The organism is Burkholderiaceae bacterium DAT-1, assembly GCA_019084025.1.
In the GTDB taxonomy this organism is placed as follows: Bacteria; Pseudomonadota; Gammaproteobacteria; order Burkholderiales; family Chitinimonadaceae; genus DAT-1.
The window spans coordinates 355031-380891 of the sequence record JAHRBI010000005.1 but is presented as its reverse complement, the minus strand read 5'-3'; the positions used below and the strand labels follow the sequence as shown (position 1 = coordinate 380891).

The window sequence follows — 25861 nt, the reverse complement described above, 5'->3', positions numbered from 1 at the left end:
TAAGAAACCGCAATCAAGTATTGCACGACATCGGAGCAACATCATGGCAACGCATCAAACTGGATACTTTGTACCGCAGCCGTCGAAGTGGCCGCTGGTTGGGTCGTTTGCGCTGTTCTTTATTGGCCTCGGCGCCGCATTGTCGATTAACGGAGTGGGGATCGGGTATGGGTCGCTCGCACTCGGTATTTCGATTTTGCTGTACATGCTGTTTGGTTGGTTTGGCGATGTGATTCATGAATCACAGGCGGGCAGCTATACCGGACAGGTGGATATGTCATTCCGTTGGGGAATGGGCTGGTTTATTTTTTCCGAGGTGATGTTCTTTGCGGCGTTTTTTGGCGCACTGTATTACATCCGCGAAATCTCGGTGCCTGATCTGGCAAGTCTGAGCCACAAAATTCTCTGGCCAGATTTCATTGGTGAGTGGCCGATGAAAGTCGCACCAAGCGGTGTCGAGCACTACGAAGCCATGAAGCCATTTGGCCTGCCTGCAATCAATACGCTTTTGCTGCTGACCTCCGGCGCTACGCTGACTTGGGCGCACTGGGGGCTGATGAAAGGGAAAAATAGCCAACTGATTCAAGGTCTGATTTTGACAGTTGGTCTTGGTGCCTTATTCCTTGGATTTCAGGTCATGGAATACCACCACGCCATTACAGAAATGAATCTGACCCTGAAGTCGGGCGTGTACGGCGGTACCTTTTACATGATGACCGGCTTTCACGGAATGCATGTGCTGATTGGTACGATCATGCTGACCGTTCAGCTTGTCCGAGCAATTAAAAAGCACTTCAATCCTCACCACCATTTTGCATTTGAAGCGGCCGCATGGTACTGGCACTTCGTCGATGTGGTGTGGCTGATCCTGTTTGTGTTTGTGTACTGGATGTAAATGATGAAGGGGAGGGGGACGCGGTCTTCGTCCCCTTTTTCGATGGCTTAGGCCACGGTATGTGGCTGAAATACACCGGTTGCAAAGCCCACCATCAGCAGCAAGAAAAGAATGATGGACAGCGCGACACGAATCGTTAGAAATTTGACCGTCTTTTCGGACTCACCGCGGTATTTGATTAAGGTAGTCAGTGCGCTTCCCAGCGAAAACAGAATCACTGCAATCATGATGACAACCAGAATTTTCATGTCTATGCCCTGAGTTGTAGAAGCGCCAGTCTAGTCTCGAGCATCATCCGCAAACAGTCCCCCTACCGAAGAAATGTCATGTTGTTGCGTCGTCCCCACCCACTGGTTCTGAGTATTACCCTCTTGTTCCTGGGCGCTACCCTGTTGCTGGCAAACTGGCAATATCAGAAGGGGAAAGCGCGCATGCGTTCCGGAGAGGCGTATCAGCATGTCCTGAATGACAAGCCTCTGCCTCTGAACATGGAACTCGCTCGCGCTGAGGTCTGGCGAGCCTATGTAGTGACGGGACACTGGCTGCAAAGCGGTGCCATCCTGTTAGACAATCAAATGCATGGCGAGCTCCCCGGTTATCTGGCCATTGCGCCGTTTCAGTTGGCGAATGGCAAGGTTGTACTCGTGAAGCGCGGATGGATCCCGCGTGATCTTCCGGCGACGGCCATTCCGCAACCGGCAACAGGATTGCAAACCATTACCCTGCGCGTGGTGCCATTCAAATTTAGATACCTTGCCTTGTCCAATGAGCAGATTGCGGGGCAGGTCTGGCAGAACCTCGATCGTGTGGCGTATGAGCGGATGATTGGCCATTCATTAGATGCCTGTGCCGAGCAACTTGACAGTGATCGTGTACTTACACGTGACTGGATGCCTCCGGATGACGGAGCATTCAAAAATTTCAGTTATGCAGGTCAGTGGCTGCTATTTGCAGTGGTAGCGCTGATCCTATTTGTCAGATCCCACTGGAAGCAAAAAGATGGCACAGACCGATAAAGTCGAAGGTAAGCGGAACGGTAAGTGGATTGTTGCGGGCATTGCCTGTCTGACAATTGTGCCGGTTGTGGCTGCGATGGCCTCCTATTTCATATGGAAGCCCTCTGGTGGGCAAAGCTATGGCGAGCTTTTGCACACAAAACCTGTTGTCGACATGAGGCTTCTGGATGAGCGCGGTCAGGTTGCAGGGCTCGATGCATTTAGAGGGAAATGGCTTTTGCTGGTGCTTGCACCGTCGGGGTGCGAGCAAAGCTGCCGAGATCGTTTGTTTGCATCGCGCCAGTTCCGACTTGCCCAGGGGCAAGATATGGAGCGCATTCGGCGGGTATGGATTGTGAGTGATGGCACTTGGCCTCAAAAGGATGCCTTGCGGGCTGCAGAAGGAGCGGACGTTCGCGTATTGGCATCTGATGTGGCTTTGGATGGCGATACCGCATCCGCAATGTATCTGATTGATCCGCTAGGGAATCAGGTCATGCGTTACGCCGATGACGCTAATCGACAGAAAGTCATCAAGGAAATCGGCAAACTGCTGAAAAATAACGAACGCCTGGGCTAGGCGAATAAGAGGAGCAGTTTATGTTTCGTAAATGGGTACTATTTGCTGCGATCTGGGCATTTGGACTGATTGTGCTTGGCGCCTACGTCAGATTGTCTGATGCGGGATTGGGATGTCCGGACTGGCCGGGTTGTTATGGCAAGTTATCGCCAGCCCACGCAGCCAGTGAAATACATGCAGCAGTCAGTGAGGCGCCCAACGGCTATGTATCTATGGGCAAGGCCTGGCGGGAAATGATACATCGCTATTTCGCTAGCGGGCTTGGCTTGGTTGTCCTGAGTTTGTTTATCGCCGCCATGATGATGCGGGATAAGCTAAAGCAATCATTGCGCTTGCCGGGTGCACTGGTGTTGGTCATCTGTCTGCAGGGGGCCTTGGGCATGTGGACGGTCACGTTGCTGCTCAAGCCTGCCATTGTGACCGCCCATTTGCTGGGTGGATTGGCTACGTTGATTCTGCTGGTATGGTGGGCACTCAAGCTGGGGTATACGCGTGAACATGTGCGTCCTGTGAATGCCTCTATTCGTCCCTGGGCGCTGCTCGCACTTGGATGTGTCGTGCTCCAGATTGCACTTGGCGGTTGGGTAAGTACGAATTATGCGGCGCTTGCATGTACTGATTTCCCCACTTGTCAGGGCGCGCTTGTACCGCCAATGGCCTTTGGGGATGCGTTTCACCTGTTCCGTGAATTAGGGCAAACCGCTGATGGCCGCCCGCTGGATATGGCAAATATGACCGGCATTCACTGGTTGCATCGCGTCGGTGCACTGATCACAACAATTGCAGTGTTGAATCTTGTCTGGCGTCTTCATCGCGCAGCTGCATTACCCCGCATGAAGTGGATACTGGTATTGGCGCTGGTTCTGCAAGTATCGCTGGGTATTGCGAATGTATTGTTGCGTTTGCCATTGCCGGTGGCAGTGATGCATAACGCGGGCGCAGGTCTATTGCTTGTGCTGATGGTGATCGTCAATTTCAGGCTTGCAGCAGCAAGCAAGGAGGCATGAAATGGAAACGGTAATCGAACGGCGCGTGGAAGCGGGACTGATACAACGCCTGAAGTCATTTATTGCGCTGAGTAAGCCGCGTGTGATCATGCTAATCGTATTTTGTGCGGTCATTGGCATGTTTCTGTCGGTAAAGGGAATGCCAGACTGGGGCACATTGGCGGCAGCAACAGTGGGGATCGGCTTGGTTGCCGGCGCGGCAGCGGCAATTAACTGTCTGGTTGAGCAGAAAATTGATGCAGTTATGGCTCGCACGCGTGCACGCCCGCTGCCAAGAGGTCAGGTCAGCACGACGGAAACGCTAGCATTTGCTGGCGTATTCGGACTGGCCGGATTGGCGATGTTGCATGAATGGGTGAATCCACTGACGATGTGGCTGACGCTGGCTACATTTGTTGGTTATGCGATCATTTATACTTTGTTGCTTAAACCGAACACCCCGCAGAACATTGTCATCGGAGGTGCATCTGGTGCTATGCCGCCTATTCTGGGTTGGGCTGCGATGACGGGCACGGTATCGCACGATGCCATGCTGATGTTTTTGATCATATTCGCGTGGACACCTCCGCATTTCTGGTCGTTGGCGCTGTATAGAAAAGAGGAATATGCGCGAGCCGGACTGCCAATGCTACCGGTGACGCATGGCATGGCATTTACCCAGCTTCACGTTTTCCTCTATACAGTCATCCTGACTGCGATTACCCTCTTGCCTTTTGCGACCCGGATGAGCGGATGGATCTATTTGGTATCGGTATTGCTACTGGATGGCATCTATCTGGTTTATGCTTGGCGAATCAAACAACAGTATTCGGATGCGCTCGCCAGGCGTGCGTTTCGCTATTCGATTCTGTATCTGACTTTGTTGTTTGCGGCACTGCTGGTTGATCACTATGTGCCGATTATGTGATTGATTGAATGAAGGAATCCTGCATGTGGTTGCGCGTGCTTGCCATTTTTGTTGCGTGTATCTTGATCGGCGCATGCGGACAGGAGAAGCCGAAGGTTAGCTTTCAATCTGTCGACATTACCGGGGCTGCGATAGGTGGGCCACTGGTATTGACTGGGCATGATGGCAAGACGCATCGATTAGAGGATTATCGAGGAAAGGTCGTTGTCCTGTTTTTCGGCTTTACCCATTGCCCGGAAGTGTGTCCAACCACCTTGTACGAATTGAGTAACACCATGAAACAGCTCGGTGCGGCAGCCGAGCATGTGCAGGTTCTGTTTGTGTCAGTTGATCCCGAGCGCGATGATGTTGCAACATTAGCCCGGTACGTGCCTGCATTCGATAAACGGTTTGTCGGACTGACGGGTTCACCGGAGCAAATCAAGTCTGTTGCGGACAGCTTTAAGATCGTTTACCAGAAGGTAAACGGCAAAGATCCTAAAAATTACAGTGTTGACCACAGTGCGGGCAGCTATATTCTAGATAGAGAGGGTAAAATCCGTCTGTTCGTGAACTATGGTTCGGGCAGCAGCGTGTTTACCCACGATATTGCCGAGTTGTTGCGCTCCTGATTGGTACGGTTGGGTATAAATAAAACTGTGGACGTCAATTCCAATACCATTGCACTGATTCCAGAAGGTGTGGATGTCAGTTCGTACATGCTGCATTCACCGATGGAAATCGGTCATGCGCTGCTGGCATTAGCCAAAAAGCATGATTTGACGTGCGTTTACGTTGATCATGGCAAAACCAGCTTTATTTCAACCATCGTTGACGTCAATCTTAAAGAAGGCCATTTCTGGTTTGATGTATCCGGTGCGGAGCGCGTCAATCAGGCGGTCACCTCGGCTGATCGTGTCGTCTTTGCCGCTGCGCCCGAGGGCGTCAAGATCCAGTTTGTTGTTCGCGGCAATGTGAGCAAAGTGACCCTGGATAGCGGGCCGGCATTCAAGGCACCCTTTCCGCCCGACATGATCAAGCTGCAGCGTCGCGAGTTTTTCCGTCTGGAAACACCGGTCGGAAAACCCATTCTCTGCCAGATGCTACATCCGGATGGACGGATGGTAGATATGTCGCTACACGATATCTCCATTGGCGGATTGGGCGGATGGTTGCCTCAAGGGGTGCATGCCGAGGTACTGGATCACTTCAAAGATTGCCGACTTGATCTGGGCACCATGGGCCTGATTACAGTGACGCTTGAAGTGCGGAGCGCCCGTAAGGTGACGCAGCGCAACGGTAACGTTCAAGTATTGGCGGGGTTCAAGTTTGTCGATTTGCCGCGGAATGTTGAAAACATCTTGCAGCGCTTTATCGCAACGCTAGAGCGCGAGCGTCATCAATTGCTCAAGAAGTAATCCGGCAAGCCATACTGACCATTCGTTTCTGGGCTCACTCACCCCTTGCGAGTGAGCTTGAACAGGTGGCTAGCATCGGGATAGGCCAGGCGTAGCTTCAGTTCACGTTTCATCCGCTGATTCGTCAGACGCCTGGACTCCTGCATGAAAGACCACAATTGCGGGGAGACTAAACGTCGTATGCTTTCTTTTGAAGCTCTTGGCGGACGTGGCTGCTGGGCGTAATCCGCGACCCGATCAAACCATTCACCCATTTTCCAGGCTGAGTCATCATTGATATTGATTGCCCGGCCGTTTGCCCCCCGGAAGAGGGCGAGGCACACCGCCTTTGCCAGATCATCCGCGTGGATATGATTGCTGTAACTGTCCTCTTCGTGATTTATAGCGGCCGTACCATTGCGAAGCCGGTCGATCGGTAAACGATCGGCTGCGTATATCCCCGGCGCACGTAGAATGATCAGCTCTATACCCTTGGCCTTGCACGCATGACGAAGTTGCTGTTCGGCATCTACCCGCCGAATGGCGCGACCGGACTGCGTGTGCCGTCGGGCCGTCTCATCAATGATCGCGCCTTGATGATCGCCGTAGATACCACTTGTACTGATATAGACGATACGCCGTGGTACACTCCTGCCCTTGAGTAAGGCGGCAATGAGCGCCCGCGTTCGACCATCCTGCATGCCAGTACCCGGCGGCGGGGCGGAATGAACAATGACCTCCGCCAGATTTGAGAGTCTGCCCAGCGTGGCTGGCTGATCCAGATCGGCAAGCACAGGCCTGACGGCCAAACTGCGCAAGTGCTGAGCCGATGTATGGCTCCGTGCGATGGCATACACTTCAAAGTGGCGGGTCAACCACGGAACGGCGCGCTTCATGACGTCGCCACATCCAACGATCAATAATCTTTGCATGATTACATTGTCTCCAATTGCATTGAATCATGCCAGCAGGAAAGTTCATGGCAAAGCAACTGACGATTGAACCGAGCAAGCAAACCATCGCCATTGAAGAAGGGGAAACCATTCTCGATGCGGCAATGCGCGCAGGATTCAACATGCCCTACGGCTGTCGCAATGGGGCGTGTGGTGCATGTAAGGGAAAAGTGCTGGCGGGAGAGGTACGCCATCGCGATCACTCTACCAGTGCCTTGAATCAGACTGAGGTTGCGGCTGGGTTGGCGCTGTTCTGCTGCGCTGTGCCGGAAGACGACGTGGTCATTGAGTGCCGCGAGATTCAGGCCACTAAGGATATTCAGATTCGAACCTTACCCTGTCGGGTAGAAAAGATTGATCGGGTATCTCATGATGTCGCAGTTTTGTCTCTGAAACTGCCCACGAATGAGCGGCTGCAATTCTTGGCTGGTCAATATATCGATATCCATACGCGTGACGGTAAAAAGCGCAGCTTTTCATTGGCGAATGCACCCTATGTAGATGGCATCTTGCAATTACATATTCGCCTGGTGCCTGGCGGTGAATTCTCCGAGTACGTATTTAGCCAAATGCGTGAGCGAGAGATTCTCCGCTTTACTGGCCCGCTTGGATCTTTCTTTTTGAGAGAAGATTCCGATAAGCCTATTATTTTCCTGGCAAGCGGAACAGGTTTTGCTCCTATTAAGAGTATTGTTGAATACGCCATTCATAAGGGAATCGATCGGGAAATGATTCTCTATTGGGGCGCGCGCTCGCTGGCGGATTTATATATGCCGGAGCTTGCCGCACAATGGCAGGCCGAGCATGCAAACTTTACGTTTATTCCAGTCCTCTCCGAGCCTAAGCCGGAAGATCATTGGCAAGGCCGTACAGGCTTTGTGCATGAGGCTGTCACGCATGACTTCGCAGACATGTCCGGCTTCGAAGTGTATGCCTGTGGCGCCCCTGTAATGGTTGAAGCAGCGCATGGTGGGTTCACCGGACGTGGCTTGCCTGACGATGCGTTTTTCTCCGACGCATTCTTCATGTCAAAAGATTTATTAAAAAAATAGTTGCCAGGAATGAAATAGGCCGCTATAATTCTACTCCTACGCCGACTTAGCTCAGTTGGTAGAGCAACTGCCTTGTAATCAGTAGGTCACCAGTTCGATTCCGGTAGTCGGCACCAAATTAAAACAAAACCCAGCTTCGGCTGGGTTTTGTTTTTTCTATGCATTTAATTTTAATCTGTCGACGCTCAATCCACATCAATGGATGTACGCAATTTACGTAAAAAAAGACCACCAAATGGTGGTCTTTTTGTATACATTTCAACTGATTATTTCAGGCGATATGTACCGGATACATATACATAACGACCGGATGTGTTATCCCAGAAGGCACCTGCAGCTTTTGCAAACCGAGGCTGCTTGTCTGTCAGATTCTGTACACCTGCGTTCAGGACAAGATTCCTGAAACCGGTGTACGCCACATTCAGATCCGAACTGGAGTAAGTCGACAGCTTCTTCGAGTCCTCCTGCATGTTCTGCAGATCGGTCAGATCGTAAGTGCCGGCTGTGGTGCGAGTGACAAGATCAGCAGACCACGAGCCGCGCACCCAGGAGAGACGCGCTGCATTGCGCCATGCGGGGTTGTATAGATCACCCAGGCGATTGGTCGGGTCGAGCTCGGGCACATAGGATTTCTTCAGTACCAGCATGCGGCTCAGCTGTTCGTTCACAGTGAAGCGGCCCAATTCGCCCGCATTCAAGGTGTAGCGCAGACCCAGTTCGTAGCCCGAGGTTTCGGTGCGGCCGATATTCATGAACGGCAGGTGCATGCCAATCAGACGACCATCATGCAGACCGGGATATTTTGCTTCCAGACCCGGATTACGTGGTTGACGATCGATCATCTCCGAATAGACGGGATCTTTGGTTTTCTTGTCGGCAAGGTATTCGTGCGCCAAGACGTACTGAGCATCCAGCGTTTCGATTGTATCTTTCTGCTTGATCTTGAAGAAGTCGATACTGGCCATCAGGGCATTGATAGGCTGGAACACGGCACCAAGAGAATAGTTTGTAGAGGTCTCTGGCTTGAGCGCTTTATTTGCGAGTGTCAGTTGCTTGTTGTCGTAGCGGCAATCACTACCTACATAACCCAGCGGATCGCAGCGTACCCAGTCTGCGACTTGGGTGTAAGAGGTAACCGGGCTCATGTTCAACTGAGACAGGGAAGGCGCCTTGAATGCAGTTGTCACCGAACCGCGCAGCAACAATGTGTCATTGGGGCGGAAGGCCACAGCCAGCTTAGGATTGGTGGAATTACCCGCATCACTGTAGCTATCGTAGCGGAGGGCAAGCTGCGCTTCGATTTGCTTGATTGGGCTCAGGCTGAATTCGCCGTACAGCGAGCGGATCGTGCGGCTACCATCGGCGCTGTTGCCGCCCATGTTTTCGATATTGCCGGCCAGTGCCTGTGCATCGAATGTTTCTTCGAGTCGATCGCGCATCATTTGCGCGCCCCATGCAAAGCCAACCGGATTGGCACCCAGGGTGAACAAATCGCTATTGCTCATCTTGAATTCAAAGGTGCCAAGCTTGGTTTTACCCGTGCGGTAGGATGTATACAGCAGCTTGTTGACATCGCTGCGTTCATTCCAGGCCACGAATGGGTTGTAGCCGCCATTTACATAGGCATCTGTCACTGCATTGCTCAGCAACTTCTTTGTGTCGACGGTGGTATTGAATACCTGACTCCATGCCAGCGACGTTTCGTAATCCCAGCTACCCAGTTGGCCTTTCAAGCCAGCCACACCCCGGGTCAGGTTGGAATTGAGATCCGAACTGCCACGTCCTGCCTCGTAGACATCGCGCGCAACCACCAGAGGGCCACCGCTACCATAGGTTGGGTAAGCGGCCATGTCGGAATCGATAATCCGACTTTGCTTGCCGCTGTTACCGCTGTCTGTAAAGCCGAGGCTTGCGTATCCGGTGTCGAAATGTGTGACATTGCGATTCAGACCCACTTCTGCAAAGAAGGTGTGATTGGCATTGAGTTCACGCGTGTAGAACGCACTCCCGCCTGCGCGCTCGGCTCGCGGTACGGAAACGGTTGTGCCACGCGTTTCGTAACGGCAATACACGCCGTCGGTTTTCCGGTCGGACACCGCTTGGCGATCTGTCGGACAGCCAGGAATTGGGCTAAACCAATAGTCGCTTTGTTGAGCCCAGCTGCCGGTAAAGGCCGATGTTGAACGACCATCTTGACCGCCATATTTGCGCAGGTCGCTAGATTTGGTCAGCTCATGCATCGAATCCAGAGTGGGATCGCGATAGTAGGCATTAAAAGAAACGAGCAGATTCTGCTTTTCACTGCTGATGTCACCAAAGCCTGCTGCAATACTGGCCGAATTTTCGCGGCCATCGCCTGCGGTATTCTGACCATAACGGGCTTGGATTTCTGTGCCGGTGTAATTGGTTTTGGTAATAAAGTTCACCACACCCGCAACGGCATCGGAGCCGTACAGCGCAGATGCGCCATCCTTCAGCACTTCCACGCGCTCGATGGCGGACAGGGGCAGCGAGTTCAGATCGACAAATGAGTGGTCGTAGTTGGCGTAGGCGTAATTTGCAATGCGGCGGCCATTCAGCAGTACCAGCACATTCTTTTCGCCCATGCCACGCAGTGATACAGAGGCTGCGCCTTGCGAGAAGGAGTTGGAGGAGGTACCAAAATCAGCCGACACAGATGGCAGCTGGCTCATCAGCTCAGCGACAGAGCCGGCACCGCTCTTGGCGATATCAGCCTTGCTCAGAACTTCGACCGGTGTAGCGGTTTCAACATTGATGCGCTTAATGTTGGAACCAGTCACGGTGATTTTTTCGACTTTTTTCGGGGCGTCGGCGTCTTCTGCAAATGCAGCTTGCGACAGGCCGATGGCGGAAATGGCCAAGGCCAGATACTTGATTTTCATACCTTCTCCTGGAAGAGGCGTGCGGCTGTTGTTCAGGCCGTGCCTAGATTTATTGCATGTACGGCCGGTTTTTCCGGCGCTGTTTTTTTGGACAGCCCGACGAAGGGCGACGGCGATTTTAAGGTAAAACCCAACATATATGCAGTAAATGTGCTTGGTGCTGTTGCATATCTGTCGCGAGTTCTGGATTAGGCAATGAATCACTTGATAAATATCGAAGCGACGAGTTGGGAATCAGCAAAATCACAGCAAATACAGACGATATGATCTTAACCGTCATAAAGAAAATACCCTGCCAGCAGATGCAGGCAGGGTATTCAATTCACTCTCCCCGATTGAAGTCGGGGAGTGCCAGGTCAACTCAGGCTAGGCCTGAGAGGACGTGGCTTATTTGAATTGGTAGGTCATCGAGCCGTATACATAGCGACCACGCGGGTTGCCGTATGCGCTGTCATAACCCAGCGACGAGCCGCTGTAGAACGGTGGCTTGCGATCCAGCAGGTTGTTGATACCGAAGCGCAGAACGGTGTTGCGATAGCCGGTGTAGCCAAACGATGCATCGAACAGTGTCGAGCTGGTTACGCTCACGCCATCATCATACTGACCGTAGTAAGCATTGATGGTAGCTGTAGGCGAGCGGCTGACACGGTAGTGACCAACATAGTTCGCAGCAACGGTAGCTTGGTACGGACCCATGTCCCAGTTCACGCCAACCTTGGCCAACCAGCGTGGATTCTGGTATTCACCAGCATCACACGATGTATCGTTTTCGCAGTTGATGAACGGATCGTCAGGCAGCAGCGAGCTGTTCATGCGTGCCAGGTAGGTGGCTTCAGTGTAGAACTTGAAGCGACCCGATTCAGCGGTGCGCAGGGTGGTGGTTGCATCCAGATCGTAACCGTCTGTGAATACTTCGGAGCGGTTGATCAGACCAACACGGACTTCCTTCAGACGACCAACCAGCGGACCCATCTTGGCGCGTTGTTCAGGTGTCAGTGCATTGTAGGCAGCTTGATCTTCAGCGGTAATCGCTTGACGGATCACGTTGTTCTTATATGCACCATCTTCACCTGCCAGAACGGTATCGGAATCGAGGTTTTCGATACGATCCTTCCAGGTGATGCGCCAGTAGGTTGCACCGAAGCTGGTGTTCTTGATCGGCTCAAACACGAAGCCCAGGTTGAAGTTCTTGGACTTCTCCGGCTTCACGTCGCGGGTACCGGTCACAACGGAAAGTACGGAGCCTGCACAGTCGTTACCGAAGAACACATCCTTCGGTACGCAACGCTTCGGATCGCGAGCACTTGCGAAGCCGCCACGACCTTCATTGAAGGTTTGCGGCAGGGTTGGTGCGCGGAAGCCGGTGCTGTAGGTGGTGCGAATCAGCAGGTTGTCTGTCGGGGTCCAGCGCACGCCGATCTTCGGATTTGTGGTGTTGCCTGCAAACTCGTAGTGGTCGTAACGGGCAGCCACTTGCGCTTCCAGATTCTTCAGGAGTGGCAAGTTCAGTTCTGTAAATGCTGCGGATTGCTTTTGCGAACCATCAATGCCGCGCAGCACAGAGTAAATGCCGATTGCGCCATCGCGCCATGCTTGAGTCGGATTGTAGGTCAGCTTGTCTTGCTTGATTTCAGCGCCAACGGCTACACCAACTGCGCCGCCCGGGAGGGAGCCCAGTTCAGTAGCTGCTTTTGCGCTAATGAAGTCAGTGACTGATTTGGTTTGGATGGCATGATCGGCAGTCAATTCCTGAATCACTTGCGCGGAATTGTTGTTGCCGCCAAACGGATTGTATTTGCCTTCAGCCAGGTACTTTTGCAGCTTGTCGTGCAGGAAGGTGCCGAAGTAGCGGATGTCGCCCTTTTCTTCACCGTGGCCTGCGGACACAGTCCAGTCGAAATTGCCAAGGCGGCCGGTCAGCGAGCCTACACCCCAGATGGTGTCGATTCTGGAGCGTGAGCCACCTTCCTCAGCCTGGAACAGGCGACGAACGCGTACTGGAACGCCAAAGGTGTTGAACTTGTTGTTAGCTGGCACCAGCAGCACATTGCCGCGCGGTGCATCCTGAATCCAGGCCGGGCTGTCGACAGCGCGAAGCTCGTAGTGGTTCACAAACAACTGGCCATTGGCGCTCAGATCCGGGGTGATATCCCATGTGCCACTGGTGATGGCGCTGTAACGCTTGAACGGCTTCAGCAGGTCGATGGCTTCTGCTGCTGCGTACATACAGGCGTTTCGATTGGGCGCAGCAAACCATTCCGGTGCATCCGGATAGGCCTTGATGTGTTCCTTGGCGCAAGCCGGATCTGGCATACGTTGCGAGCCACCCAGCGACAGTGTGCCCGGATCTGAACCCTTGGAACCGTAGACGCCGCCATTGAACAGACCGTTTGGCATGTAGCGACGATCCATTTCCATCGCCCAGTCACGATCGGTACCATGAATTGCCTTACGCTCTTCGGCCGACAGGGTCAAAGTGACGTTGAACTTGGATTCCGAACGATCACCAAAACCAGTGGTGACGGCTGCACGTGTCAGATCGCCGCCGCCTTCGGTGGTGGCGCCGTGAGACACGTTGACTTCAGTGCCGGTGTAGCTCTTGCGCAGAATGATATTGACCACGCCGCCCACTGCATCGGTACCGTAAATGGCGGAGGCGCCATCCTTCAGTACATCGATATGGTCGATGGCGGCCAGCGGGATGGTGTTCAGGTCAACGGATGTTTGACCGCTGTACTCGTCGGAGCCGGAGCTCGGCAGACGGTAGCCATTCAGCAGAACCAGAGTCGGCAGACCACGGAGGTTGACGCTGGTTGCGCCATTGCGGAAGGAACCTGCACCGCTCAACTCGCCGCCGTTACCACCCGCGGAGGTCAGGTTGCGCATCAGATCCAGCACCGAGCCAGCGCCCGAGCGGCTGATTTGCTCTTTGTCGATGGTTGTGATCGGAGATACCGACTCTTTATTGACGCGCTTGATGTTCGAACCGGTCACTTCGATCTTTTCGACCTTTTGTGTGGTTTCGGTTTTTGCGTCAGCTGCAAAACTTGCTTGGGTCAGACCAATGGCGGAAACCGCCAGGGCCAGGTACTTGATCTTCATTACCATCTCTCCGTTGAGTTGGGGCGCGGTGTTTGTCAGTCCGCTGCGTGTTTATTTCGGATACGCTGTCGTTTTGATTTCGACATGTTGTAATTAGGTTGTCACAATTTGGTGAATTGAGCACAAAACGTATGATGCCTTGCATCTAGAGCTGCAAACAACACTTTGTGTGATTTCCGCTTTTGAGTGTGGTGAATTTGCACGAATGAGCGCGTACCCAGCTAAAGAGGCGGTAGCGCTCGATTCTGACTGATTTGTCGAGGCTGGATTAAATGGATGGGGATGGCATTCGTTCAGACTTGAATCGGTGCTTCATCCATGAGCGCAATCTGCTCGCGCAGCTCAAGAATCCGTGCTTCCCAGTATCGTGGCGTATCGAACCAGGGAAAGGCAGCGGGAAAGGCAGGGTCATCCCATCGTCTGGCGAGCCATGCGCTGTAATGAATCAGGCGCAGGGTGCGTAAAGGTTCAATCAGCATCGTCTCGCGCGAGTTGAATTCGCAAAAATCTTCATATCCCGACAGTAAGTCGCAGAGTTGCGCAGTCTGATGCTGGCGATCGCCGCTCAGTAGCATCCAGAGGTCCTGAATGGCCGGGCCGGTTCTTGCGTCATCCAAATCGACAAAATGCGGACCGGCATCCGTCCATAGGATATTGCCGGGATGGCAGTCTCCGTGCAGTCTCAATTGGGCTACGCTGCCTGCATCTTCAAATCGCCGGATGACGCTGCTGAGTGCTTGGCGGGCAACACCTTCATATACCTGCCTGAGGGAGTCGGGAAGATAGGTGGTGGACAGAATGGTGTCGAGAGAGGCGAATCCGAAAGTCTCGATATTCAGGGCAGGGCGCTGGATAAAGGGTCTGGATGAGCCAACTGCATGAATTCTGCCTAGAAATCGGCCCGTCCATTCAAGAACGTCGCGCTGCTCGAGTTCTGGCGGGCGACCGCCGCGTCGCGGGAATAGAGCGAATCTAAAGGAGTCGTAGTGGTGCAGGGTTTTACCATTTAAGGTCAGCGGGGCGACAAGCGGAATGTCGCGCTCTGCTAACTCCTGGGCAAATGCGTGTTCTTCGAGAATCTGCTCGTCCGTCCAGCGGCCGGGGCGGTAGAACTTGGCAATGAGGGGCGGGCCCTCGTCCATGCCGATCTGCCAGACCCGGTTTTCGAAACTGTTTAGTGCCAGCAGACTGCCAGAAGTGAATAAGCCCAGTGATTCCACTGCATTTAGAATGCAATCCGGTGTCAGCGATGCGTAGGGAATGGTGTGTGTCATGGCTGGATTGTACCCGGATGCTGGTTTAGGGAGGCACGTGATGCCGGCCTTTGCTATAATGCCAGCATACTTATGTTTCTGAATACTGATCGGCGGCGTGGCCGCCGATTTGCATTGTGCGCCAAGGAGCTGTCATGAATTCGTCCCGCAAACCACCACGTCAGGATGCATCCCGCCGGGAAACCGGGGAAGGACACCGCTCGCCGCGTGGCGCGGGTCGTCCAGCCGGGTCAGCGGGTGGTCAGCGTGGCCGCGGCCAGAGCTTTGCGGGTGACGGTGGCCAAGGTCAACAGCGTCGTAGCGAAGGACGGGGTCAGGGATTTGGCGGCAATAGTCAATCATCAGAGGGACAATCACGGCGCGGCGAAGGTCGAGCCGATGAGCGTCGATCCGGTTTTGACAGTCAAGCCGCGCGTGGTGGTCAGCAACGTCGTGTTGAAGGCCGCGGTCAAGCCGGCGAGCAGGGTAGATTCCGACGTGATGAGACATCTTCCGGTCAGGGGCGTCGGGGTGAAGGGCGTGGCGTAGAGCAAGAAGCGCCCAGAGGTCGTCGTCCCGCTCAAGGTGCTTCTTTCGCACCTGAAGGCCAGGGTACGCGTGGCCGTCGCAATGAATTCGGGTCCGATCAGGGACGTGGTCGCGGGGGGCGCAGTCAGAATCAGGAAAAACCTGCTGACGGTCGCACTGGCGGGCAGGATCAGCCGCGTCCGACTGGCCGTGATCAGCGGCCCAACTTGCCGCCCGTCGAGCGTGCCCGCAAGATGATTGTCCGTTCGGGGAGCGAAAAGGCCCGGATGGTCGACCAGCAGCTGCGCGAAAAGCGTGTTGAAGCACGCCATGTCGGCGAATTGCGACTGCAAAAGGCGTTGTCATTGTCTGGTGTCGGTTCACGCCGTGATTGCGATGTATGGGTAGCCGAAGGACGTGTCAGTATCAATGGCCGTGTGGCCTTGCCGGGGGCGCGTGTGAAGCCCGGTGACAATATCCGCTTCGATGGTAAACCGATCAATGTGCGCTGGCCGGATCGTCTGCCGCGCATTGTGATGTATCACAAGCAAGAAGGTGAACTGGTCAGCCGTGATGATCCGGAAGGCCGCACCACCGTGTTCGAGCGCTTGCCGCGCCTGCAGTCGTCTGCCTGGATTGCAATCGGGCGTCTTGACTTCAATACCTCGGGTCTGTTGCTATTTACGACGTCGGGTGATTTTGCCAATCGCATGATGCATCCGCGCTTTGAAGTCGAACGCGAATATGCTGTGCGTGTGCTTGGCAAGCTGACGGATGAACAGCTGAAAGCGCTGCGTGCGGGGATTGAGCTGGATGATGGTACAGCGCAATTTGACCGCATTGAAGAGCAGGGTGGCGAGGGCAAGAATACCTGGTATCGCGTTATTCTGAAGGAAGGCCGGAACCGTGAAGTGCGCCGGATGTTCGAACATTTCGACATCACAGTGAGCCGCCTGATGCGTGTCCGTTTTGGTGCGCTGACCTTGCCATCGCGCCTGAAGCGCGGTCAGTATTACGAACTGGGCGAATCGGAAGTGCTGGCTGTCATGAAATGGGCGGGCCTGGGTCTGACCGGACGCGAAGGCGAACATTGATTTGAACCGGATTGTATGAGCAAGGCATTTACTCAGGAAAAAGACGGGGATGAAGACGACCTTCTCCCCGAGCATCTGCAACTGCCAAAGTCCACCAAGAATTACCTGACGCCGGGCGGCTGGGAGCGCATGCGCAGCGAGTTGCATGTGCTTGTGACCAAGGAGCGCCCGGAACTCACCCAGATCATCAACTGGGCAGCCAGCAATGGCGATCGCTCGGAAAATGGTGATTATCTATATGGTAAGCGCCGCCTGCGTGAAATTGACCGCCGTATTCGTTTTCTGACCAAGCGTCTCGAAATTGCGGAAGTGGTTGATCCTGCAACGCGTGAAGCCACCGATCAGATTTTTTTCGGCGCAACGGTTACGGTGCAGCGCGGCAATGGTGATGAGCAAACTGTCACCATTGTCGGCGTGGACGAACTGAATCTGGAAAAGAACCATATCAGCTGGATCTCCCCGCTTGCGCGCACCTTGCTCAAGGCGCGTGAAGGAGATACTGTGGTGTTTCGCGGCCCGGCCGGCGAAGAAGAGATCGACATTCTCGAAGTGGTTTACCGCGCGATTGAATAGGCCTTCATTGTCTTTCGGTTTCGCAGGCTCTCAAAGGTTTCACATGCTTACAATTGATTTGCACGCTCACTCGACGATCTCGGACGGTATGTTGCCGCCTGCTGAGGTGGTTGCGCGTGCACAGGGGCGTGGGTGCACGCTGTTTGCGCTAACTGATCACGACGATGTGCGAGGATTGCCGGCGGCGCGAGCAAGAGCCAATGAGCTCGGCATGCAATTTGTGAATGGTGTGGAAGTGTCTGTTTCATGGCGCAAACACACGATTCACATCGTCGGACTCGGGTTTGATGATCAGAACGAAGCCTTGCTGGCAGGGCTGGCAAGTGTGCGCGTGGGACGGACGGAGCGAGCAGAGCGAATGGCGGCCGCCTTAGCCAAAGTCGGTATTCCCGATATGCTAGAGGGGGCGCGTAAATATGCCGATAATCCAGAGATGATCGGGCGGGCGCACTTTGCCCGGCATCTGATCGAGCGCGGTATTGCCAAAGATATGAATGCGGTATTCAAGCGATTTCTAGCAAAGGGAAAGACAGGCTATGTATCGCATGAATGGGCAACGATGGTGGACGCGATTTGCTGGATTAGAGAAGCTGGCGGTGTAGCGGTTCTGGCGCATCCGGGGCGATACGAAATCGGCAAGCAGGCCATGAACGATCTGCTGGATGAATTTGTGTCGTGTGGCGGCGAGGCGCTGGAGGTTGTATCGGGCAGCCATTCAGCTGACGACGTGAACCGCTTCGCCCGAATTTGCGATCAGCGCGGGCTGATGGCTTCAGCTGGTAGTGATTATCATGCGACCGGTGAGGGGGCTCGCGAGCCGGGTATTCTGAGCGACTTGCCGCCCGGATTGCAGCCAGTCTGGAAAAGATGGCTTGCCGAGGCGCCTGCAACTGCTTAAGCTGCCATGTTTTGCGCAATGCACGCCACATCGCTAAGCTGACTACATGGCTCAATACTTCTCGATTCACCCCGACAATCCCCAGTCACGCCTGATCAGTCAGGCGGCCGATATCCTCAAGCAAGGCGGCATTTGCGTGCTGCCGACGGATTCCTGTTATGCCCTTGTCTGCCAGCTAGGCAATAAGGATGCGCTGGATCGGATCCGCCGCATTCGCCAGGTGGATGACAAGCACCATTTCACCTTGCTGTGCAAAGATCTGTCCGAACTGGGTACGTATGCCAAGGTCGACAATCGCCAGTTCCGTGCCATCAAAAGTGTCACGCCGGGAAGTTATACTTTTATCCTGCAGGCGACACGGGATGTACCGCGCCGTCTGTTGCACCCGAAGCGTCTGACCGTAGGCTTACGCGTCCCTGATCATGCAGTGGTGCTGGCTTTGCTAGAGGCTCTGGGCGAGCCTTTGCTGTCGTCCACCTTGCTGTTTCCGGGGGATGAATTTCCGCCGTCGGATAGCTGGGAGATCCGCGAGCGCCTTGAGCACGAAGTCGAACTGGTCATCGATGGTGGCTACTGTGGCACCGAACCCACGACAGTGATTGATCTGAGTGAGGATGATCCAGTGCTGATCAGACATGGCAAGGGTGATCCGGCCAAGCTGGGTTTATCGTAGATAAGCAGTTCTGACTTGATTTGAGATGTGAAGATACCTGAATGGATGCAGCAATAGAGAAATTACTGATACTGGCCTTGCCCATCATTTTTGCGATCACGATGCAGCAGGCTGTTCAGGCGTATGTCGCGAACTATTTTGGTGACCGTACGCCTGCCATGAGTGGGCGGCTGACCTTTAATCCGGCCAAGCATATCGATATTGTCGGCACGCTTGTTGTACCAGCCATCTGCATCATGCTGGGCGGAATCTTGTTTGGCTGGGCAAAGCCCGTTCCGATTGATTTTCGCAATTTACGCAATCCCAAGAAAAGCATTATCTGGATTGAAGCCGCAGGTCCCCTGGCCTGTTTGGCGATGGCCATTCTGTGGACGCTGATGCTGAAAGCATCGACCTATATGGGTGGGAATGCCTATCAGGTGCCACTGAGCTTGATGTCTGAGGCCGGGATGCAAGTCAACGTGGTGCTGATGGTGCTGAACCTGATCCCCATTCCACCATTGGCGGGGGGGCGGATACTGATTGCCTGGCTCCCGACTCATCTGGCATTGAAACTGGCCAAGCTTGAACCATGGGGCATGATATTGGTTGTGGTGCTGATGATGCTGCATATTCTGCAGATCGTGATGGTTCCGATCATCATTGTTCTACTGACTTTACTGAAAGCATTGGTTTAGGCTCCGGATCTGACATCACATGTTTCCTGATCGTGTATTAACTGGCATGCGTCCGACGGGTCCCTTGCATTTGGGGCATTATCACGGCGCGCTTAAAAACTGGACACGTCTGCAGCATGAGACGGCCTGTATGTTCATGGTGGCTGATTGGCATGCCCTGACGCTTGCATATGATGATGTGAAAGATGTGGGCAAGCATGTGCATGAACTGGTGCTGGACTGGCTGGCTGCAGGCGTAGATCCGGCGCAGTCGACCATTTTCATTCAAAGCCGGGTACCCGAACACGCAGAACTGACTGCCTTGCTGGGCATGATTACGCCACTGTCGTGGCTGGAGCGTGTGCCAACGTATCGTGAACTGCTGGATCGGTTGAGTCACAAGGAACTCGATACATACGGTTTTCTGGGCTATCCGCTGATGCAGGTGGCGGATATTCTCATTTATCGTGCCACTCAAGTGCCGATTGGCGACGAGCAAGTTGCGCATATCGAACTGAGCCGGGAAATTGCGCGCCGCTTCAACCATTTATATGGACGCGAGCCGGGTTTTGAGGAAAAGGCGCAATCTGCAGTGCGTAAGTTAGGCAGTAAGCGCGCCAAGTTATATGACGAACTGCGTACGGCTTATCAGCAGGAAGGGGACGATGAGGCGCTGGAATCAGCGCGTGCCCTGTTGGCGGATGCCCAGAATCTGAACATGGGGGATCGTGAACGCCTGTTTGGCTATCTGGAAGGGCGGGGCAAGGTGATTTTGCCGGAGCCACAGCCTTTGCGCGGCGACATAGAGTATTTCCCCGGTCTGGATGGCGAGCGGATGGCAAAGTCGGTTGGCAATGTGATTTTGCTGCGGGATGAGCCTGAGGATGTGACGCGAAAAGTCCGTGGCATGCAGACGGATCCTGCCCGAATTCGCCGGACCGATCCCGGTGAACCTGCAAAGTGCCCCGTGTGGCGCCTGCATCAGATCTACGTGGATGGGCAGACCCGTGACTGGGTTGAGCAGGGGTGCCGCTCTGCCGGCATTGGCTGTCTGGATTGCAAGCAGCCCTTAATCGACGCGATTATTGCTGAGCGTCGACCCATGCTGGAGCGAGTTGCTCCCTACGTGGACGATGCGGGCATGGTGAAGTCGATTGTGGCTGATGGATGTGAGCGCGCGCGGGATCTGGCGCAGGAAACCATGCGTGAAGTGCGTGAAGTGATGGGGCTGGATTACTGAAATCGATTATGCGGATGTATGAATGAGCTGCCCCACCACCTGTCCCTGGCCGTTGAGTGCTTTTTTAGCCGCATCGGTCGCACGCACCATGTCCGTGGTGTGTTGTTCACGCCGCTCAGCCTGCCGTCTTGACTGATCTGAAGCGTGCGACTGTCTGGACTGGACTTGTCCCGCAGTCGCTGCTGACGGACTAATGCCACTGATTGCATCCATATCCCGATCTCCGACAATTGATGGCAATGCTATTGTGCGCCTGAACATGTCCATTGCTCTGACCGCCTGTCGCACACTTTGCTTCAGTGAGACAGGCGGCGTCGCCTCTTACCAGGGCACATCCTGACCTCTTGTCGTTTCACCGCCGCTCATGACTGCTGCAGGCGCGCTGGCGCTTGGTGCGCTGGTGTCACGCTGCATTTCACCATCAAGCGCATCGATAATGGCTTTGATCAGGGCGCGGCCTTCTTCAACAAGCAGGGTCGCACTGGTGTCGAACATGGCTGCGGCATCTTCGGCATCGGCAGTTTTGATCTGGTCTTCGAGCACATCCAGAAAGCCCAGTCGCTTGATCTGCAGTTTCTCGCCCAATACAAATGACAGGCGATCCGCAAAGCTGAGTGCCAGCTGGGTAGCCATTTTTCCCGATTTCAGATGTAACTGAATCTCTTCGCTGGACAAATCGTGACGGCGGCAGGTGACCTGTGGCGCACCATCTCCCGGGGCTTTCAGGACACAATCTGCATCGAGCGTGAAGCCTTCTGGTGCGCCATGCTCCAGCCAAGTTGTCATGGCCGTCACCGGTTCCAGCTTGGTTTGCGGCAGGCGGCAGTGCAGACTGCCAATCGACTCGCGCAGCAGTTGCAGAATGAGTTCGGCTTTGGCTGCCGTGGGTGTATCAACCCAGATCCAGCGCTCTGCGGGATCAATCACTGCACGCAGTACACGCGTGCGGCTAAATGCACGCGGGAGCAATTCGTCGGCTACGCGCTCGCGAATTTCTTTAGCTTCCTTTTTTCCAACCTTGCGCAGTTCCTTGGCTTCAATTGCTTCGATGCGGGTAGCCGCTTCTTCCTTGACGACACTTGAAGGCAGAATTTTCTCTTCTGTTTTCAAGGCAATCATCCATGCACCCGCAACCGGATAGGCAAACAGATCGGGCGCGTGACTGGCCGGCGGAATCCAGCCTGCGGACAGTCTATCCAGCTGACCTGCCTGAACAAATTGTCGCTTGGCTAAAATCGGATCCAGGCTAGCGGTATCGATATCATTATCGAGACGGTAAAGCTGAAGGTTTTTAAACCACATGGCATAGTTTCGGCAATTGAAGGCAGGCGATTGTACCGCGCTTGCGGGGTAATGGCGATTTACTCTAGCTGCCTTCAACGACTCAATCGCATCATGTGATTGATTCTTTTGCTAGAAGTTTGGCATTTTTGCGACAGGATGCGAATGAGCGTCTGAATAAGCTGCCTGATTGCAGGCAGACGGGGTGTTTTTCCGAATAAATCGTCAAAATGAAAACGAGAAATGTGTCTGATAAATTCGTCCTAAACCCGCGTGAAATAACGATTTAGCGGTATGTCATATATCTACTTCACGCTGTAAGGCGAATAGAAATGCGAATTGCATGTGTCGCAGGATTTCACCTGACTGACGGTCAGAATGTGCGCTGAATTTTGGAAAAATGGCTTGTCATTCAATAGGTTTTAAAAAAATGCTTGTAACTGATTGGGTAAGTGTCTTATAACTTCATAACGATTGCTCGATTTTCGAATGTGTGATACTGAATTTTGTGCGGCGCAAAATCAGGAATAAGTGAATTTGCGATGCACCCCGATTTCTCTCTCCCCTGAGAAACGGCGCAGCCTTCTCCTCGGCTCGCCCTGACCCCGCCAATGTCGCGGGGTCTATTTTTTCCGGAGTCCGATTGTGCGCAATGTATAATCCGGCCACGTACATGGAGTGACCTCGTAAATGTCCCGCACTATTGAGCAATTTCCAAGCATTGAGCAGTTTGTAGGCAATACCCCGCTGGTTCGCTTAAAGCGACTGCCTGGACAGACCAGCAATATCATCCTGGCCAAGCTTGAGGGAAATAATCCCGCAGGATCGGTGAAAGATCGCCCCGCACTGAGCATGATTCGGCGTGCACAGGCGCGTGGCACAATCAAGCCGGGGGATACACTGATCGAGGCAACCAGTGGAAATACGGGGATCGCTCTGGCAATGGCGGCGGCCATGATGGGTTACCGCATGGTGCTGATTATGCCGGAGCACCTGAGTATTGAACGTCGCCAGACCATGAAGGCCTTTGGTGCGGAGATTGTGCTGGTGTCACAGCAAGAGGGAATGGAGGGCGCCCGCGACTTGGCTGAAGCTATGGCTTCGCGCGGTGAAGGCGTGATCCTTGATCAGTTTGCCAATCCGGACAATCCGCTGGCGCATTATGAAGGTACGGGGCCGGAAATCTGGCGTGATACGCATGGCCTGATCACCCATTTTGTATCCAGTATGGGGACGACCGGTACCATTATGGGCACCGGGCGTTTTCTGAAGGAGCAAAATCCGGCGATCCAGATTGTAGGGGTTCAGCCGTGCGATGGTGCGCAGATTCCCGGTATCCGCAAGTGGCCGGTGGAATATGTGCCATCGATCTGTGACTTCAAACAGATCGATCAGATGCTGGACGTGACGCAGGAAGAGGCGGAAGACACCATGCGCCGGATGGCTAGTGAAGAAGGTATTTTCGCTGGCGTCAGTTCCGGCGGAGCGATGGCCGCGGCACTGCGCCTGAGTCAAACAGTCGAGAATGCGGTCATTGTCAGCATTGTATGCGACCGTGGCGACCGCTACCTCTCGACTGGCGTCTATCCGGCCTGAGTCTCAGAATCCAAAGGCATCGCTGCCCACGCCAAAAGCTGCAAGCAAGCCGAGAATGGCAAAGAGAATGGCGGCAAGTGTGTGTACCAGTTTGACGGGGACTAAACGCGCCGCCTTTTCGCCGATATAGACTGCGGGTCCATCGGCCAGCATCATGCCAAGTGTGGTGCCCGCGACTACCCAGCCAAGCGATTGATATTTCGCGGCGAGTGCGATGGTGGCAATCTGGGTTTTATCGCCCATTTCAGCAAGGAAAAAGGCAATCACGGTTGCTGTGAATACGCCGTAGCCTGCCGGTAACTTCACTTCATCTTCGTCAAGCGAATCGGGAATCAGCATCCAGATGGCCATGCCGATGAAAGAGGCTGCCAATATCCATCTCAGTACATGGGCACCCATCAGGGGCAGTAACCACGTACCGATTGCACCAGCAGCAAGATGATTGAGCAAGGTGGCAGCCAGAATGCCCAGCAGAACAGGAATGGGACGTTTGAAACGTGCAGCCAGCAAAAAAGCGAGCAGTTGGGTTTTATCGCCGATTTCGGCAAAGGCGACAAGGCCTGTGGAGGTGAGGAATGCTTCCATGTGAAATACTTTCGGGAGCCGGACGAGCCAAAGACGTACGTAACCCGGCTCCGGCGCTACGCGCGTCTCCGGTCTTGCCACACTCAGCGCTTGTTAAGCGAGTGGTATACGCCATGTCGTGATGACAAGTATGTTGACGTATACGCCCGTTATCCGGGCAGGCTACTCCCCTTCGATGGATGGAAACTATACACGTTTGTCGGCAATGTGTCAGCGATTGGCTTGAGATGATGAGAATCATGTAATCGGGGCTTTTAGCCGCGCTATGCTTGACATGAAATGCCGTGGCAACGATGCTCCCGGCCTGTTTAATATGGATGAATGGTGAGTGTATGAACCTCAACGAGATCCAGCGAGTCATGGATGAGGCAGATTGCCTATTTGATGAAACGCAGATCAGTGCTGCGCTCGACCGCATGGCACGTGACATGACGGAAGTACTGGCAAAGGCGAATCCGCTGGTGTTCGTGGTACTGAATGGCGGCATTGTTGCGGCGGGTCAGCTGCTGCCGCGCCTGCGCTTTCCGCTGGAAGTATCCTATCTGCATGCAACCCGCTATGGCGATGCAACGCAGGGAGGCGAACTGGCGTGGAAGGTGCGACCGAGTCAGCCGATTCAAGGCCGGGTGGTTTTGATCATTGATGATATTCTCGATGAAGGTAAAACGCTGGCCTCCATTGTGGATTACTGCAAGTCGGAAGGGGCAGAAGCCGTGATGACGGCCGTGGTGGTCAATAAGCTGCACGACCGCAAGGCTAGATCCGGCTTCAAAGGTGACTTTGTGGGGGTGGATGTGGAAGATCGCTTTCTGTTTGGCTGCGGGATGGATTACAAGGGTTACTGGCGCAATACGCTGGGAATCTATGCAGTAAAGGGCTTGTGATCTAGTGCCAGCGTAATCAGTGTGCCAAACAAGGTTGCCGGCATTGCAGTAAAGAATGGTAAATGTCGCATTCTGCAAGTTTGAAATTCTGTCATGGCGCTAACATCCGGATTGATGTTGTCAGGGAGCGGGCCTGTGCCAAAAGTTTTGTTGATTGATGATGATGTGGATCTGTGTGCATTACTGGCAGATTATTTGCAGAATGATGGCTTTGACGTCACTGCCGTTCACGATGGCGCCAGTGGCATTGCGGCGTTGAAAGCGTCTGGGGCGGATATCACTGTTTTGGATGTCATGATGCCGGGAATGGGGGGCATCGAAACCTTGCGAAAGATTCGCGAAATGTCCCGTGTGCCCGTGGTGATGCTGTCTGCGCGCGGCGATGGTATGGATCGAATCGTGGGATTGGAGCTGGGCGCGGACGATTATGTGCCCAAGCCATGTACCGCCCGAGAAATCGCGGCACGGCTGCGTGCCATTCTGCGACGAGTGAGCGGTCAGCAAGAGAGTGTCGAGAAATCGGTCACGGGGACTGTAGTAGGGCCCTTGCGTATTTCCAGCGAGCTTCGCCGCGCAGAGTGGCATGGTGTGCCGCTGGATTTAACCAGTGCGGAATTCAATTTGCTGGATGCGCTGGCGAAAAAGGCCGGGCAGGTAGTCAGCAAACAGACCTTGTCGCAACACGCGCTAGGACGCCCTTTGGAGCGTTTTGATCGTAGCGTGGATGTGCATGTCAGTAATATTCGCCAGAAGCTCGGGGTACAACCAGACGGACGATCCTGGATTCAAACCGTTCGCGGAATGGGTTACCAGTTCCTCAAGGCGTAAAT

At 54.0% G+C, this 25861-nt stretch carries 25 protein-coding genes and 1 tRNA gene; 18 read left to right on the top strand and 8 right to left on the bottom strand.

All coding sequences use genetic code 11. The features are described 5' to 3' along the window. Window positions 1-43 precede the first annotated feature (43 nt). Complete coding sequence (locus tag KSF73_12665; GenBank protein MBV1776561.1) at window positions 44-895, top strand: cytochrome c oxidase subunit 3; 852 nt, start codon at window positions 44-46, stop codon at window positions 893-895. A gap of 47 nt (window positions 896-942) precedes the next feature. Here the strand turns inward: KSF73_12665 and KSF73_12660 are convergent, their stop codons facing one another. Further along, the gene (locus tag KSF73_12660; GenBank protein ID MBV1776560.1) at window positions 943-1143 is read right to left on the bottom strand and encodes a twin transmembrane helix small protein; all 201 of its coding nucleotides are present in this window, start codon (window positions 1141-1143) and stop codon (window positions 943-945) included. A 78-nt stretch (window positions 1144-1221) separates the two neighbouring features. Here KSF73_12660 and KSF73_12655 point away from each other — a divergent pair, with 78 nt between their 5' ends. Genes KSF73_12655 through KSF73_12630 form a run of 6 tightly spaced genes read left to right on the top strand, consistent with a single transcriptional unit; the run spans window position 1222 to window position 5781 of the window. After that, a complete protein-coding gene (locus tag KSF73_12655; GenBank protein ID MBV1776559.1) occupies window positions 1222-1911 on the top strand; it encodes an SURF1 family protein in 690 nt (229 codons plus the stop codon). Further along, entirely contained in the window at window positions 1895-2470 is a 576-nt protein-coding gene (locus tag KSF73_12650; GenBank protein MBV1776558.1) for a cytochrome C oxidase subunit I, read from the top strand. The genes KSF73_12655 and KSF73_12650 overlap by 17 nt, the downstream gene beginning before the upstream one ends. Before the next feature lie 20 nt (window positions 2471-2490). After that, entirely contained in the window at window positions 2491-3477 is a 987-nt protein-coding gene (locus KSF73_12645; GenBank protein ID MBV1776557.1) for a COX15/CtaA family protein, read from the top strand. Window position 3478: 1 nt separating this feature from the next. After that, a complete protein-coding gene (gene cyoE, locus KSF73_12640; GenBank protein ID MBV1776556.1) occupies window positions 3479-4384 on the top strand; it encodes a heme o synthase in 906 nt (301 codons plus the stop codon). A gap of 23 nt (window positions 4385-4407) precedes the next feature. Next, window positions 4408-4995 (top strand): SCO family protein, encoded by a 588-nt coding sequence (locus KSF73_12635; GenBank protein MBV1776555.1) that lies wholly within the window; start codon window positions 4408-4410, stop codon window positions 4993-4995. Window positions 4996-5022: 27 nt separating this feature from the next. After that, window positions 5023-5781: a flagellar brake protein gene (locus KSF73_12630; GenBank protein ID MBV1776554.1), complete on the top strand. Its 759-nt coding sequence runs from the start codon at window positions 5023-5025 to the stop codon at window positions 5779-5781. A 38-nt stretch (window positions 5782-5819) separates the two neighbouring features. Here the strand turns inward: KSF73_12630 and KSF73_12625 are convergent, their stop codons facing one another. Continuing rightward, complete coding sequence (locus tag KSF73_12625) at window positions 5820-6692, bottom strand: NAD(P)H-binding protein (protein MBV1776553.1); 873 nt, start codon at window positions 6690-6692, stop codon at window positions 5820-5822. Between the two features lie 47 nt (window positions 6693-6739). Between KSF73_12625 and KSF73_12620 the strand changes: the two genes are divergently transcribed. Both KSF73_12620 and KSF73_12615 read left to right on the top strand, forming a co-directional pair. Next, the gene (locus tag KSF73_12620) at window positions 6740-7765 is read left to right on the top strand and encodes a CDP-6-deoxy-delta-3,4-glucoseen reductase (GenBank protein MBV1776552.1); all 1026 of its coding nucleotides are present in this window, start codon (window positions 6740-6742) and stop codon (window positions 7763-7765) included. A 40-nt stretch (window positions 7766-7805) separates the two neighbouring features. Next, a tRNA-Thr gene (locus KSF73_12615) sits at window positions 7806-7881 on the top strand. 150 nt (window positions 7882-8031) lie between these two features. Here KSF73_12615 and KSF73_12610 read toward each other — a convergent pair. The 3 genes from KSF73_12610 to KSF73_12600 all read right to left on the bottom strand — a co-directional run bounded on the left by KSF73_12610 (window position 8032) and on the right by KSF73_12600 (window position 15044). Then, the gene (locus KSF73_12610) at window positions 8032-10668 is read right to left on the bottom strand and encodes a TonB-dependent receptor (protein ID MBV1776551.1); all 2637 of its coding nucleotides are present in this window, start codon (window positions 10666-10668) and stop codon (window positions 8032-8034) included. Window positions 10669-11055: 387 nt separating this feature from the next. Beyond that, on the bottom strand, window positions 11056-13776 hold the full coding sequence (locus KSF73_12605) for a TonB-dependent receptor (GenBank protein ID MBV1776550.1): 2721 nt from the start codon (window positions 13774-13776) through the stop codon (window positions 11056-11058). Window positions 13777-14063: 287 nt separating this feature from the next. Further along, window positions 14064-15044: a serine/threonine protein kinase gene (locus KSF73_12600; GenBank protein ID MBV1776549.1), complete on the bottom strand. Its 981-nt coding sequence runs from the start codon at window positions 15042-15044 to the stop codon at window positions 14064-14066. A 134-nt stretch (window positions 15045-15178) separates the two neighbouring features. Between KSF73_12600 and KSF73_12595 the strand changes: the two genes are divergently transcribed. From KSF73_12595 to KSF73_12570, 6 genes are read left to right on the top strand one after another with little or no spacing between them, the layout of a single operon-like run. Further along, a complete protein-coding gene (locus tag KSF73_12595) occupies window positions 15179-16645 on the top strand; it encodes a pseudouridine synthase (GenBank protein MBV1776548.1) in 1467 nt (488 codons plus the stop codon). Window positions 16646-16660: 15 nt separating this feature from the next. Continuing rightward, a complete protein-coding gene (gene greB, locus KSF73_12590; protein MBV1776547.1) occupies window positions 16661-17218 on the top strand; it encodes a transcription elongation factor GreB in 558 nt (185 codons plus the stop codon). 43 nt (window positions 17219-17261) lie between these two features. Then, complete coding sequence (locus tag KSF73_12585) at window positions 17262-18116, top strand: PHP domain-containing protein (protein ID MBV1776546.1); 855 nt, start codon at window positions 17262-17264, stop codon at window positions 18114-18116. Window positions 18117-18162: 46 nt separating this feature from the next. Continuing rightward, window positions 18163-18789 (top strand): threonylcarbamoyl-AMP synthase, encoded by a 627-nt coding sequence (locus tag KSF73_12580; GenBank protein ID MBV1776545.1) that lies wholly within the window; start codon window positions 18163-18165, stop codon window positions 18787-18789. 41 nt (window positions 18790-18830) lie between these two features. Beyond that, entirely contained in the window at window positions 18831-19466 is a 636-nt protein-coding gene (locus KSF73_12575; protein ID MBV1776544.1) for a site-2 protease family protein, read from the top strand. Between the two features lie 19 nt (window positions 19467-19485). Beyond that, the gene (locus KSF73_12570) at window positions 19486-20685 is read left to right on the top strand and encodes a tryptophan--tRNA ligase (GenBank protein ID MBV1776543.1); all 1200 of its coding nucleotides are present in this window, start codon (window positions 19486-19488) and stop codon (window positions 20683-20685) included. A 6-nt stretch (window positions 20686-20691) separates the two neighbouring features. Here the strand turns inward: KSF73_12570 and KSF73_12565 are convergent, their stop codons facing one another. Both KSF73_12565 and KSF73_12560 read right to left on the bottom strand, forming a co-directional pair. Beyond that, entirely contained in the window at window positions 20692-20898 is a 207-nt protein-coding gene (locus KSF73_12565) for a hypothetical protein (GenBank protein ID MBV1776542.1), read from the bottom strand. A gap of 108 nt (window positions 20899-21006) precedes the next feature. Beyond that, window positions 21007-21987, bottom strand: coding sequence for a recombination-associated protein RdgC (locus KSF73_12560; GenBank protein MBV1776541.1), 981 nt, complete (start codon window positions 21985-21987; stop codon window positions 21007-21009). A gap of 669 nt (window positions 21988-22656) precedes the next feature. On the opposite strand from KSF73_12560, the gene cysM reads away from it, so the two are divergent. Continuing rightward, a complete protein-coding gene (gene cysM, locus KSF73_12555; protein MBV1776540.1) occupies window positions 22657-23562 on the top strand; it encodes a cysteine synthase CysM in 906 nt (301 codons plus the stop codon). Between the two features lie 3 nt (window positions 23563-23565). Here cysM and KSF73_12550 read toward each other — a convergent pair whose 3' ends face one another. Beyond that, window positions 23566-24147: a TMEM165/GDT1 family protein gene (locus KSF73_12550; GenBank protein MBV1776539.1), complete on the bottom strand. Its 582-nt coding sequence runs from the start codon at window positions 24145-24147 to the stop codon at window positions 23566-23568. 332 nt (window positions 24148-24479) lie between these two features. Here KSF73_12550 and KSF73_12545 point away from each other — a divergent pair, with 332 nt between their 5' ends. Both KSF73_12545 and KSF73_12540 read left to right on the top strand, forming a co-directional pair. Further along, window positions 24480-25031 (top strand): hypoxanthine-guanine phosphoribosyltransferase, encoded by a 552-nt coding sequence (locus tag KSF73_12545; GenBank protein ID MBV1776538.1) that lies wholly within the window; start codon window positions 24480-24482, stop codon window positions 25029-25031. Window positions 25032-25166: 135 nt separating this feature from the next. Then, complete coding sequence (locus KSF73_12540) at window positions 25167-25859, top strand: response regulator transcription factor (GenBank protein ID MBV1776537.1); 693 nt, start codon at window positions 25167-25169, stop codon at window positions 25857-25859. Window positions 25860-25861 lie beyond the last annotated feature (2 nt).